Annotated in this window: 13 protein-coding genes; 1 reads left to right on the forward strand and 12 read right to left on the reverse strand. The window is 68.4% G+C overall.

Annotated elements, in window-relative coordinates:
- Positions 1-9 precede the first annotated feature (9 nt).
- The 7 genes from VHA73_04690 to prfB form a co-directional block, all read right to left on the reverse strand.
- Positions 10-768 (reverse strand): hypothetical protein, encoded by a 759-nt coding sequence (locus VHA73_04690; GenBank protein ID HVX17308.1) that lies wholly within the window; start codon positions 766-768, stop codon positions 10-12.
- 15 nt (positions 769-783) lie between these two features.
- Positions 784-1263 (reverse strand): CarD family transcriptional regulator, encoded by a 480-nt coding sequence (locus VHA73_04695; GenBank protein HVX17309.1) that lies wholly within the window; start codon positions 1261-1263, stop codon positions 784-786.
- A gap of 99 nt (positions 1264-1362) precedes the next feature.
- Entirely contained in the window at positions 1363-1863 is a 501-nt protein-coding gene (locus VHA73_04700; protein ID HVX17310.1) for a carbonic anhydrase, read from the reverse strand.
- A gap of 64 nt (positions 1864-1927) precedes the next feature.
- Positions 1928-2842 (reverse strand): crotonase/enoyl-CoA hydratase family protein, encoded by a 915-nt coding sequence (locus VHA73_04705; protein ID HVX17311.1) that lies wholly within the window; start codon positions 2840-2842, stop codon positions 1928-1930.
- A 52-nt stretch (positions 2843-2894) separates the two neighbouring features.
- Complete coding sequence (locus VHA73_04710; protein ID HVX17312.1) at positions 2895-3791, reverse strand: permease-like cell division protein FtsX; 897 nt, start codon at positions 3789-3791, stop codon at positions 2895-2897.
- A gap of 27 nt (positions 3792-3818) precedes the next feature.
- A complete protein-coding gene (gene ftsE / locus VHA73_04715) occupies positions 3819-4496 on the reverse strand; it encodes a cell division ATP-binding protein FtsE (protein ID HVX17313.1) in 678 nt (225 codons plus the stop codon).
- Between the two features lie 149 nt (positions 4497-4645).
- Positions 4646-5761, reverse strand: coding sequence for a peptide chain release factor 2 (prfB, locus tag VHA73_04720; GenBank protein ID HVX17314.1), 1116 nt, complete (start codon positions 5759-5761; stop codon positions 4646-4648).
- Positions 5762-5865: 104 nt separating this feature from the next.
- On the opposite strand from prfB, the gene VHA73_04725 reads away from it, so the two are divergent.
- Positions 5866-6087, forward strand: a complete 222-nt coding sequence (locus tag VHA73_04725; GenBank protein HVX17315.1) for a hypothetical protein — start codon at positions 5866-5868, stop codon at positions 6085-6087.
- Positions 6088-6099: 12 nt separating this feature from the next.
- Here the strand turns inward: VHA73_04725 and secA are convergent, their stop codons facing one another.
- From secA to VHA73_04750, 5 genes are all read right to left on the reverse strand, one after another.
- Positions 6100-8841 (reverse strand): preprotein translocase subunit SecA, encoded by a 2742-nt coding sequence (gene secA, locus VHA73_04730; GenBank protein ID HVX17316.1) that lies wholly within the window; start codon positions 8839-8841, stop codon positions 6100-6102.
- Between the two features lie 82 nt (positions 8842-8923).
- Positions 8924-9631, reverse strand: a complete 708-nt coding sequence (locus VHA73_04735) for a response regulator transcription factor (protein ID HVX17317.1) — start codon at positions 9629-9631, stop codon at positions 8924-8926.
- A gap of 44 nt (positions 9632-9675) precedes the next feature.
- Positions 9676-10290: a ribosome-associated translation inhibitor RaiA gene (gene raiA, locus VHA73_04740; GenBank protein HVX17318.1), complete on the reverse strand. Its 615-nt coding sequence runs from the start codon at positions 10288-10290 to the stop codon at positions 9676-9678.
- Between the two features lie 28 nt (positions 10291-10318).
- Complete coding sequence (locus VHA73_04745) at positions 10319-10948, reverse strand: phosphoribosyltransferase family protein (protein ID HVX17319.1); 630 nt, start codon at positions 10946-10948, stop codon at positions 10319-10321.
- A gap of 35 nt (positions 10949-10983) precedes the next feature.
- The gene (locus tag VHA73_04750) at positions 10984-12480 is read right to left on the reverse strand and encodes a hypothetical protein (GenBank protein HVX17320.1); all 1497 of its coding nucleotides are present in this window, start codon (positions 12478-12480) and stop codon (positions 10984-10986) included.
- Positions 12481-12597 lie beyond the last annotated feature (117 nt).

Below are 12597 nucleotides of genomic sequence, written 5' to 3' on the forward strand. Positions count from 1 at the left end.
GACCACCGATCAGGCGTCGTCGAGCTCGGACAGGCGCGGCTGGAGCACGCCGTCGACGGTTGGGCGCAACGGCTCGGTTCGGATCGGGCGATCGATGCCGTTGACCCCGCCGTTCATCGTGGCGTTGCGACGCCCACCGGTCGCGTCGGACGGGCGGGCCGCAGACGACGTACGGATGACCGGCCGCACCCTCCGACCCCTCGCCACGAGCGGCGCGGACCGAGCGCCCGCCGGCCGCGCCGGCGTACCGGATCCGGCCCGGATCGGCTCGCGGCGCCGCGCCACATGGTCGGGGTCGTGCTCGTGGCCGGACGCGGGTGATGGTTCGGCAACGAGGTGCGGCGCAGGCTCGGGGGCCAGCGCCAGCGGCTCGTGCTCCCATGGCTCGACGCGCTCGGCCCATCGCAGTGCCGGCGCGCGCGGCGGCGCGAGAGGCAGTACTTCCTCGGCCAACCATGCCACCGGATCGAACGGCTCCGGCTCCGGCTGCCGCTCCGGCTCCGCCTCGGGTTCGACGGCGACCGGCTCCGGCTCCGCCTCGGGTTCGACGGCGACCGGCTCGGGTGCCGCGAGCGGGTCGACCGGCGCGAACGACTCGACCTTGGGTTCCGGTCCGACCTCGCCAGGCGCGATGGACAAGTCGTCGTTGCCGCGGCCCCAGAAGGACCCCGAGCCGGCGAGCTCACGACCCCACTGCAGGAGGTCGTCGTCGGACGGGCCCGTGGGGAGGTCGTCGAGCTCTCGCCGCCGCCGCTGTCGTCCGACCATACGCCCGCCCTGCCGTCAGTCGAGCCCGGCGTTCAGCTGCTCCAAGGCGTCGTCCTCGGACACGTCGAGTGCAAAGCTGAGCTCTGAGACCAAGATGCTGCGAGCGCGCTCCAGCATCGACTTTTCCGCGGTCGAGAGCCCCTTCCCCTTCTCACGGAGGGCGAGGTTCCGGACCACTTCGGCGACCTGGTAGACGTCGCCGGACTTCATCTTCTCCTGGTGGTTCTTGAAGCGTCTGCTCCAGTTCGACGGCTCGCGCACGTCGCGCTTGCCGATCAGGCGGAAGAGGTCCTCGACGTCGGAGCGGCTGATCGGCGGGCGCATACCGACCTCTTCGGCCTTGTCGGTTGGCACCGACAGCGTGAGCTCGCCGTGCACCATCTCGAGCACGAGGTATTCACGGACCTCGCCGAAGGCGTCGCGCTTCTCTTTCTTCTTGATGATCGCGGCGCCGTGATGTGGGTACACGACTCGGTCACCGACGTTGAACGCCAAGGGAGTCCTCCAACTCCGTCTCCGCTCGGAAACGGACCCCCTATTGTGCCAGGCGAGGCCACACTTCCTGAACTCATCGCCGAGTTCAGGAGCCCTGCATCAGCCGTCGACGTGGTCGACGACTTGGGCGACCAGGCCGGTATGGACGTCATAACGCCATCCGACCAGCTCGGTGCGGTCGCTGATCAGGTCACACGAGCGGATCCGCGCGAGGTCGGCGCGCAGCGTCTCGTCGGGATCCTCGATCGGCCGGAAGTCCCACGCCGACGCGTCGCGGCCGGACGCCTCGCTGACCGCCTGGACGATCGCCGCGTTGGTGCGACCCATCGCGCAGTCGGTGTGTGGCATGAGCACCACACGATCGACGTCGAGCAAGTTGACGCTGAGCACGAGGTTCCGAAGCACGTCGTCGGTCACGCGGGCGCCCGCGGATCGGATGATCTTGGCGTCGCCGGGCACCAGCCCGAAGATCCCGAGCGGGTCGATTCGGCTGTCGATGCACGTCACCACCGCCAGGTGGCGCGCCGCCTTTCCGGTCAAGTCGTGCTCGGTGAAGGTGGCGGCGTACTTCTCGTTGGCATCGATCAGATCGTCGAACATCACCGCCGATCTTGGGCGACCACCTTCGCCGACGCCAATCCTGCGCAGGTCGGACCATCCGCACTCAGTGGAAGCGCGGCTCCTGCCAGTCGGGGAACACGTCGGGCAGGTCCTCGGACACCTTCATCCGGAATTCCGGTGGTCGCTTCTCGAGGAAGGACATGACACCTTCTGTGGCATCAGCCAGCCGACCCGTGGCGAGCACCCCTCGGGAGTCGACACGGTGAGCCTCCATCGGGTGCGACGCACCTTGCATGCGCCACAACATGCGCCGGGTGAGCGCCACCGACACCGGGGCCGCGGCGACGAACTGTGCAGCCAGCTCCCGCGCCGACGGCAACAGATCCTCCGGCGCGTGGACGCTACGCACGAGGCCCCCCGCCAGCGCTTCCGCTGCATCGAACACGCGGCCGGAGTACAGCCACTCCGCCGCCTGGCTGATGCCCACCACGCGCGGCAAGAACCACGTCGAGGCGCCTTCGGGCACGATCCCCCGCTGGGCGAACACGAAGCCGAACCTCGCCGTCTCCGAAGCCATGCGGATGTCCATCGACAGCGGCATGGTGGCGCCCATGCCGACCGCCGGCCCGTTGATCGCGCCGATCACCGGCTTCAAGCTGTTGAAGATCCGCAGCGTGACGAGGCCCGCGCCGTCGCGGTGGCGGGCCATGCGACGCGATTCTTCATCGGCGTCATCGGGCAGGAGGTCGCGGCCACCCCACGACGAGGCATCGGCGTCGTCGCGCGACTCGTAGTCGAACGTCGCACCTCCGCTCGACAAGTCGGCCCCGGCGCAAAAGGCGCGGCCCCGCCCGGTGACGATCACCGCCCGCACCTCGTCGTCGGCGTCGGTGAGGTCGAACGCCTTGACGAGCTCGACCACCATGGCGGGCGTCCCCGCGTTGAGCTTGTCGGGGCGGTTCAGCTCGATGGTGGCGACGCCGTCAGCCACCGAGTAGGCGATGTCGGTGAAGTCCATCGCCGCACCCTAACGGGGCGCATCGGCAGGTCAGTCCCGTCTGGGTGCTACGTCAGACGTCGAGGAAGCGCGTGACGGCGACCAACGACCCGACCGCGCCCACGGCGGCACCGATCACTGCCAACAGGAAGCAGATCCCCGTGGTCTGACCACCGGTGACGACGAGCCCGGTGAAGATGTTGTTCGATGAGCTGTCGCGCGACGCGTTGTCGAGCAACAAGTGCAACGTGATCACCGAGATGATGGCCGGGACCGCGCCCAGTAGCCCCTGGATCAGACCCTCGACCATGAACGGCACCCGGATGAACCAGTTCGTGGCGCCGACCAGCTTCATGACCTCGATCTCGCGCCGACGGGCGAACATGGCCATGCGGATCGTGTTCAAGATCAACATCGACGCGGCGAGCAACAAGAACACCGCGGTGCCGAGGATGACGCTCGACAGCACGCCCGAGACCCGCTCGACGGTCTTCACCGCGTCGAGCGCGAACGTGACCTTGTACACGCCGGGTGCGTTGGCATAGGAGTTGCCCATCGCCTGGATGGCGTCGGCTTGGAGGCCCTTGGGCTTCACCCGGTACGACGTGGGCACGTCCTTTTCGGTGATCACGTCGATGAACACGGGGTCGTTGCGGAACAGGTCCTTGTACTCGGCGTAGGCCTGCTTCTTGTCGAAGTACGTGACTTTGGCGACTTTGGGGTTCGCGTTGAGCTGGCGGCCCACTGCGTCGATCTGGGCCTGCGACGCGTCGGCCTTCATGAAGACGATGAACTGGACGTCGCCCTTCCAACGCTTGGTCGAGTGCGCGACCGCCTTTTGCACCACGAACGCCGAGCCCACGAGCGCCAGCGAGACGGCGACCGTGAGGATGGACGCCACCGTCAGCGTGAGGTTGCGCTTCAGGTTGGTGAGCGTCTCGCGTGCGACGTAGTCGACTTTCAGGGCCATTGCGCTACTCGGAGAAGGGGGCGGGGGCTACTCGTAGACACCGCGTGCCTGGTCGCGGATGATCGACCCGCGGTCGAGCTCGATCACCCGGCGACGCATCGAGTCGACGATTGCACGGTCGTGCGTGGCCATGACCACGGTGGTGCCGGTCAGGTTGATCCGGTCGAGCAGCCGCATGATGCCGACGGACGTGGCCGGGTCGAGGTTGCCGGTGGGCTCGTCGGCCAGCAGGATCAGCGGCCGGTTGACGAACGCCCGCGCGATGCACGCCCGCTGCTGCTCACCACCGGACAGCTCGTGCGGCAAGTTGCCCATCTTCTTGGCCAGACCGACCAGTTCCAAGATGGCCGGCACCTGCGTGCGGATCACGTGCTTGGGGCGACCGATCACCTCGAGGGCGAACGCGACGTTCTCGTACACGGTCTTGTTGCTGAGGAGCTTGAAGTCCTGGAAGACGAACCCGATGTTGCGCCGCAGGAACGGCACTTTCCAGCTCGACAGCTCGTCGATGTCCTTGCCGGCCACGAAGACCCGGCCCTCGTTGGGCGAGTCCTCCTTGGTCAGCAGGCGCAACAAGGTGGACTTGCCGGAGCCGGACGGGCCGACCAGGAAGACAAACTCGCCCTTTTGGATCTCGCAGCTGGCGCCGCGCAGCGCGACGACGTTGCCCTTGTAGGTCTTGGTGACGTTTTCGAGCGTGATCATGTGGGTGCGCGGCTCACGAACGGGGCGTGTGCGACCGTTCGGCGGTCGCGGCAGGGATCCACGCTACCACTGCCCTTGGTGCCCTCCGGGTCATGGGACGGGCCGTCGCGAACGCCGCTGCCATGATCGGCGCCGTGCCAGGTGTGCGCTCATGCGCCAGCGGGGTCCTGTGCGCGACGCCACCGGAGCCATGCCTCGATGAACGGGTCGAGGTCGCCGTCGAGCACGGTCTGCGGGTTCCCGCTCTCGTGGTCGGTGCGCAGGTCCTTCACCATCTGGTACGGCTGCAGCACATACGACCGGATCTGGCTGCCGAACCCGACGCGCTGCTGGTCACCGACGATCGACGCCAGCTCGTCGGCGCGCTTTTGGCGTTCGAGCTCGGCCAGCTTCGCCTTCAGGATCTGCATCGCCCGGTCCTTGTTCTGGTGCTGACTGCGCTCGTTCTGGCAGCTCGTGACGATGCCGGTCGGCAGGTGGGTGATCCGCACCGCCGAGTCGGTCACGTTCACGTGCTGGCCACCGGCACCCGACGAGCGGAACACGTCGATGCGCAGCTCCTTGGGGTCGATCTCGATGTCCGATTCGGCCTCGTCGATCATCGGCGTGACCTGCATCGCGGCGAACGCGGTCTGGCGCTTGCCCTGCGCGTTGAACGGGCTGATGCGCACGAGCCGATGCACGCCGCGCTCCGCCTGCAGGTAGCCGTACGCGTAGCGGCCTTTGACGATGAAGGTGGCCGACGAGATGCCGGCCTCGGTGCCGGCCGTGACCTCGTCGAGCTCGACGTCGAAGCCTTTGGCCTCGCACCAGCGCAAGTACATGCGGAGCAACATGTTCGCCCAGTCCTGCGCGTCGGTGCCGCCTTCGCCGGAGTGCACTTCACAGATCGCGTCGAGCTCGTCGTGCTCCCCCGCGAACAGCGACCGCAGCTCCAGCTCGTCGAAGGATCGGGCCAACGCCGCGACCGTGTCCTCGATCTCGACTGCGGGCGACTCGTCGCCTTCCTCACGGGCCAGCTCGAACAACGTGTCGGCGTCATCGAGCTTCCCGGCGAGCCCGTCGTAGCGCCCGAGGTCGTCGACCACCGCAGCCAGGTCGCCGGTCACCTTGCGGGCCTTGTCGGGGTCGTCCCACAAGTCGGGGCGCGAGGCCTCGGTCTCGAGCTCGGGACGCTCCCGGCGCAGCTCGTCGACCCGGAGGTAGGTGGCCGCTTCGTCCAGCCGGCGCCGCAAGTGGGCCAGGTCGTCGGTGAAGTCGCGCATGGGACTCACAGGATCGCACGCAGCTGGCAACATCGTGCAATGCCATCGTTCGAGGACTTCGTGTCCGAGGCGGCCCACGCTCCGATCGACGGCTGGGACTTCTCGTGGCTCGACGGCCGGGCAACCGAGGAGCGACCCTCGCCGACACCTTCTTCGACGTCGGCGCGGTGGTGTACTACCTCCGCCTGGTCGTGTGGGCGGTGCCGAACTTCGACGTCAGGGGCCATCGCGACCGGTTGCGGGCGATGCACGACCGCATCGAGCACGAGGGAGCGTTCGTCGCGACCGCGAAGCGATTCCTGATCGAGGCGACGAAGCCGGCCTGAGCCGGCCCCGGCTCACGCGCCGTGGCAGTGCTTGAACTTCTTGCCGCTCCCACAAGGGCACGGATCGTTGCGGCCGGTCTTGTCCCACTCCGACTTCACGACCGGCTCTTGGGACGGCTCGTCGCCGACGTCGACCGTGCTGCCGTCGCCACCCGCCCCGTCGCCGCCACCGTCGGCGAGCGCAGCGCGGGCCGCGGCGGTCATGGCCGCGCTCCCGCCCGACGCCGAGGGGTCCTCGGGGGCCGAGTACTGCATCTGCTGGCGTGGTGCCGGCTCCTGCTCGACGATGACCTCGACGTGCATCATGTAGCGGACGAAGTCCTGCGACACGGTGTGCATGAGCTCGGTGAAGGCCGAGAAGCCCTCGCGCTTCCACTCCACGAGCGGGTCCTTTTGGCCCAGGCTCCGCAGGTGGATGCCCTCCTGCAGGTAGTCCATCTCGTACAGGTGCTCGCGCCAGCGCTGATCGATGATGCGCAACATGACCTGCCGCTCGATCTCGCGCATGGCCTCTTCGCCAAACTGCTCTTCGCGGCTTTCGTAGTGACCGGTGGCCTCGCTCACCAACATCTCGTACAACTCGTCGGTGGTGTGACACGCCCGGAGCTCGTCTTCGGTGATCTCGCTCGGCCAGAACGTCTGGATCTCGTTGGTCAGGCTCTCGAGGTCCCACTCCTCGGGCACGTCGGCCACGCAGTGGGTGCGGATCAGCGAGTCGACGGCGTCCGCCAGCGCGGCGACGGCTTCATCTCGCAGATCCTCGCCTTCGAGGATCTGGTCGCGCCGCTTGTAGATGACGTTGCGCTGCTCGTTGAGGACTTCGTCGTACTCGAGCACGTTCTTGCGGGTCTCGGCGTTGCGTTGCTCGACCGTGTTCTGCGCGCGCTCGATGGCCCGCGACACCATCCGGGCCTCGATCGGGATGTCGTCGGGCATCGCCTTGCCCATCACCCAGTTCATGGCGCCCGTGGCGAACAGGCGCATGAGCTCGTCTTCGAGTGAGAGGTAGAAGCGGCTCTCGCCGGGATCGCCCTGGCGGCCCGACCGGCCACGCAGCTGGTTGTCGATCCGGCGGCTCTCGTGGCGCTCGGTGCCGAGCACGTACAGGCCACCGAGCTCGCGGATCTCCTCGCCCTCGGCCTGGCAGAGCTCCTTGAAGTGGTCGACGCGCTCACGGTAGAAGCGCTCGCCTTCATCGCCGTCTTCGGGGTCGAGGCCTTTGGCCACGGTCTCTTTGTGCGCCAGGCCCTCGGGGTTGCCGCCGAGCAGGATGTCGACCCCGCGGCCGGCCATGTTGGTGGCCACCGTGACGGTGCCGATCCGGCCGCCCTGGGCGATGATCTCGCCCTCGCGCGTGTGCTGCTTCGCGTTGAGCACCTCGTGGGGCACGCCGCGCTTGTCGAGCATCCGCGACAGCAGCTCGGACTTCTCGACCGAGATGGTGCCGACCAGCACCGGCTGGCCGCTCTCGTGGCGCGCTACGAGGTCCTCGACCACGGCCTCGAACTTCGCTTCCTCGGTGCGGTAGATGACGTCGGACTGGTCTTTGCGGATCAGCGGCTTGTTCGTGGGGATCGGCACGACGTTCATGTCGTACGTGCCCATGAACTCGGCGGCCTCAGTGGTGCCCGTACCGGTCATCCCCGCCAACTTTTCGTACAGGCGGAAGTAGTTCTGCAGCGTGATCGTGGCGAGGGTCTGGTTCTCCTCTTTGATCTTCACGCCCTCTTTGGCCTCGATGGCCTGGTGCAGGCCTTCGGACCAACGCCGACCCTCGAGCACGCGACCAGTGAACTCGTCGACGATCTTCACCTCGCCGTGCTGGATGATGTAGTCCTTGTCGCGCTTGTACAGCTCCTTGGCCTTCAACGCGGCTTGCAGGTGGTGCACCAGGTTCTGCGACACCTCGTCGTACAAGTTGTCTACGCCGAGGGCCTGTTCGACCTTCTCGATGCCGTCGTCGAACGGGGCGACCATGCGCTTCTCCTCGTCGACGTCGTAATCGACGTCGATCTTGAGGCCACGCACGATGCTGGCGAACTTGTAATAGAGCTTGGCGGCGTCGGCGACGCGACCGGAGATGATCAACGGGGTGCGCGCTTCGTCGACGAGGATCGAGTCGACTTCGTCGACGATCGCGTACGCGTGGCCGCGCTGGACCTTCTCCTCCAGCGACAGCGCCATGTTGTCGCGGAGGTAGTCGAAACCGAACTCGTTGTTCGTGCCGTACGTGATGTCGCACGCGTACTGCTCGCGCTTGTGGTCGGGGTCGAAGTCCGGCGTCGGGATCACCAAGCCGATGGTGAGCCCGAGGAACCGGTGGATGCGGCCCATGGCCTCGGCGTCGCGGGTGGCCAGGTAGTCGTTCACGGTGATGACGTGGACACCCTTGCCGGCCAGCGCGTTGAGGTACACCGGCAGGGTCGACACAAGGGTCTTGCCCTCACCGGTCTTCATCTCCGCCACCCAGCCGGCGTGGAGGGCGGCGCCGCCCATCATCTGCACGTCGAAGTGCCGGAGGCCGGTGACCCGCTTCGAGGCCTCCCGAACCACCGCGAACGCCTCGACCAGCAGGTCGTCGAGGTCTGCACCATCGGCGAGCCGCTCGCGGAACTCGTCGGTCTTGGCGCGCAGCTCTGCGTCGGTCAGTCCGACGAGGTCGTCTTCGAGCGCGTTGATCTCGGGAACGATCTCGGCAAGGCGCTTGACCTTCTTGCCTTCACCCGCGCGGAGGAGTCGATCCAGGAATGCCATGAGACGGTCGAGTCTACCTATCCCCGGAGCGCCTCGACCCCCGGCCACCACCCGGGACGAGCCCCCTCTGGTTCGCCACCGACTACTCGATGTCGAGCAGCTTCTCCCGCACGGCGTACATGACGGCTTCCATCCGAGAGTGCAGGTGCAGCTTCTCCAAGATGTTGCGGACGTGGTTCTTGACCGTGTTCTCCGAGATGAACAGCTTCTGACCCACGGCCTTGTTGCTCAACCCTTCGGCGACGAGCCGGAGCACCTCGAGCTCGCGATCGGTGAGCGTGGGCGTCGGCACCGACGGCCGGGTGTCGGCCTGACGGGCCAAGGTGGTGAACTCGGTGAGCAGCTTGCCGGCCATCGAGGGCGAGATCAGGCTCTGGCCCGACGACACCGACCGCACGGCGTGACCCACCTCCTCGATCGAGATCTCCTTGAGCAGGTAGCCGGCGGCACCGGCCTTGATGGCCTCGTAGAGGTCTTCCTCCTCGTCGGAGACCGTCAACATGATGATCTTCGCCGTCGGCACGACCTCCGCGATCCGCCGGGTGGCGTCGATGCCCGACATGCCCGGCATCCGCACGTCCATGAGCACCACATCGGGCGCGGACTGCTCGGCCAGGGCAGCGGCCTCCACGCCGTCGTCGGCCTCGCCCACCACTTCGATGCCGTCCTCGCTCTCGAGCACCATCCGCAGACCTCGCCGGAAGAGGGCGTGGTCGTCGCAGATGAGCACCCGCACCGCTGACAGATCCTCGTCCGCCTCGGCCGTGGCGTCGGGTTCATCCGAAGTCATCGCCTCCACGGTAGTTCGCTCACCCCTCCTGAACGGCTGTACCCCTAGCCGGCTTCGTCGATCAAGCCGATGTCGCCGTCATCGCGTGCGTAGACCACGGCGGCCCGCGACGTGTCCGCGTTGGTGAAGAAGAAGAACCCGTGCCCCAGCAGCTCCATCCGCACCACGGCTTCCTCCGCCGTCATCGGCATCATGGCGAACCGCTTGCTCTTCACGATCTTCGGCTCACGGGTCGCATCGGCGCCCCCCGCAGCCGGCCTCGCGGCCCCCTCGCCGCCGCCGGTCGCAGGCTCGGCCGACGCCGCTCCGGCCGCGGGGACCGCTGCCCCGGCGTCGGGTCTGGCCGGCCGGACACCGCGGCTACGGCCCACCAGCTTCGACTTGAGGCGGGCGAGCTGCTGGCCGAGCTTGTCAACCGCCTTGTCGACCGCCACGAACTGGTCGGTGGCGCTCACTTTGGTGCGGACGTGGTGACCGTGGCCTTCCAGCGTGATCTCGCACATCTCACGCTCGGCGACCCTCGAGTTCCGGTGCCGGGTGAAGTGCACCTCGGCACGCTCCATGTCGAGGAAGCGGTCGAGCCGGTTGACCTTCTGCTCGGTGAGCGACCGGAGCTTGTCCGACACCTCGATGTGTCGACCGCTGACGGTGATCTCCATGCGGCCCCTCCCAGGGTCGTGCGGATGGTCATGCCGATGGTAGGTCGGGCGACGGCAAGTCGGCACGGGGTGGGGTGTGCGCAGCCGCGAGCGCCGACACCTCGGCCGCGCCAGCCGAGCGCAGGACCCGAGCCGCCGCCGAGATCGACGCCCCGGTGGTGATCACGTCGTCGACGACCAGCACGCGTGCCCCGGCGGGGACCGACTCCCACGCGCGGCACGCCAGCGCGGGGCCTTCGGCCCGGTGCCGGGCGTCTCGCCCGGTCTGCGCCGGGCCCCGGCGCCGCACCAGCAGCGGCATCGCGCTGGCACCGCGCTGTCGTGCCACCGCGCGGGCGAGCAGCTCGGCCTGATCGAACCCGCGGGCTCGCCGGCGTTCGGTCGTCGTGGGAACCCAGCAGATCACCGCCGGGGGTGGGTCAGCGTCGATCAACCCCGCCATGCCCCGTGCCAGCCAGTCGAGCGCACCCCTGGCGTTGTGATACTTCAACCGGGCCACCAGCTCGCGCCCCGCACCCTGGTAGCGCAACAGCGCCGCCGCCCGGGCGACGCCACACGGAGGCGTCAGCGCGCCACACGGCACCAGGCGAGCGAGGCACGACCGGCAGGGCGCCGCGCCTCGGCGGCCACAGATCGGGCACACGCTTCCCAGCAGCACACCCGCAGGCTAGGGACGGGGTGCGACAGCGCTGCTCAGTCCCCGTTCATGGGAATGCGGGGGCGGGTCGAGTTCGCCGGGTCGGCCTCGTGCCGGCGCAGCCGCTGGACCGCGTCGGACAACTGGCGGCTGACTTCCGCGAGTTGCTCACGGGAGCGTCGATCCGAGGTGAGGACCTCCTCGTGCAGCGCCGTGAAGGACTCCTTCGCCGAGTGCAAGCCACGCGACAGGTCGCGAAGCTCGGCTCGAAAGTCGTCCAGGTACGCCGAACCGGGCAGGTCGGCGAGGAGCGCGCCGACGCGGCTCTCGAGCTGCCGCAGCCCGATCTCGACCTCTGGCACCACTCGACCAGCCACCGCACGCGACACCGCCTCGGCGGAAGGCGCGTTGGCCGACTCCGACCCGTCGCCCCCGCCCCACGCCCCGCCGACCGCGTCGTGGACCACTTCGGAGAGCTCCTGGGTGTCGAGCTGGAGCGACACGTTGCCGAGCGCGGACGACACCGAGCGCTCGATCGCGGCCTCCACGGTCTGCTCCACCACCGACGCGAGCGCGGCTTGCACCGCCTGCTGCACGGCGGGCTGCACGGCGCCTTGCACCGCCTGGTGCACGGCAGGGTGCAGGGCGCTCTGCACGGCCTGATGCACGGCAGCCTGCACCGCTCGCTCCACCGCTGGGTCGACCGCGCCGTGCATCGACGCGGTGACGGCCTCGGCAAGTGCCGGGCCGACGGCCGCCTGAACGGCGGGGCCAACTGCTGCGTCGACCGCGGTGCGCACGGCCGGACCGACCGCTGCCGCAACGGCGGGGCCGATCGCTGTGGCGATCGACTCGCCTTCGTCTGGATGCGGGTGCGCGCTCCCGACGGCCCCGAACGTGGTGACCCCCAGCGGGTCGACCGGCGCGTCGAAGAGCGAAGGGGCGGCTGCGTCGCGCAGGTCGCTCGGTGCGCCGATCTCGGCGTCGGGGTCGTCTTGGTGTCCGTTGCTCGCCGACGAGGTGGGGCTGGCATCCGTCGAGTGGGTCGCCGCGTCCATCGACGAGAGCGACGCGGTGTCGAGGGATCCCGCCCAGCGATGAAGCCGCTGGGCCCACGAGTCGTCGGCGTCCGCGCCGACCGGCTCGTGCGGGACCTGAAACACGAGCTCCTCGTGCGGCGCGGCACGCAACAGCACTCGAACGGTGCCGTCGGGCTCGAGCGACCGCACCTCCACGTCCTGTTCTCCGCCGACCGCCGCCAGGGCGCGGCGGATGGCGACCGATGCGCTGCGGTACGAGAGGGCTGGCGGGCTCGGCGCAGGGCCCGGGGGGCCGTCGACGTCGCGGATGACCACCAGGTAGGTGGGTGGCTGGCTCGGGTGGTCGGCGAGGTACGTGTTGAGGAGCAGATCCTCGTCCCGCTCGGCGAGCTCCCCCATGAGCCGTGCCATCAAGCGACCGGACTGCTCACGGGATTCCTCCGTGATCGACGTCACGGCCTTCCGCAGCAGACCGTCGATCTCGCCAGAGGTCAACGAGCGGGTTGACACCATTGGACCACCACCTCCCTCGGTTACCCGCGGAACCACCCTATGCGCCCTGCGCAACATGGTCGGCGCGCAAACAGGTACGGACCCCGCTCACCATCGTCCGCGGTGATCAGGCGGGGT

The organism is Acidimicrobiales bacterium (assembly GCA_035547835.1).
Lineage (GTDB): Bacteria > Actinomycetota > Acidimicrobiia > Acidimicrobiales > Iamiaceae > DASZTW01.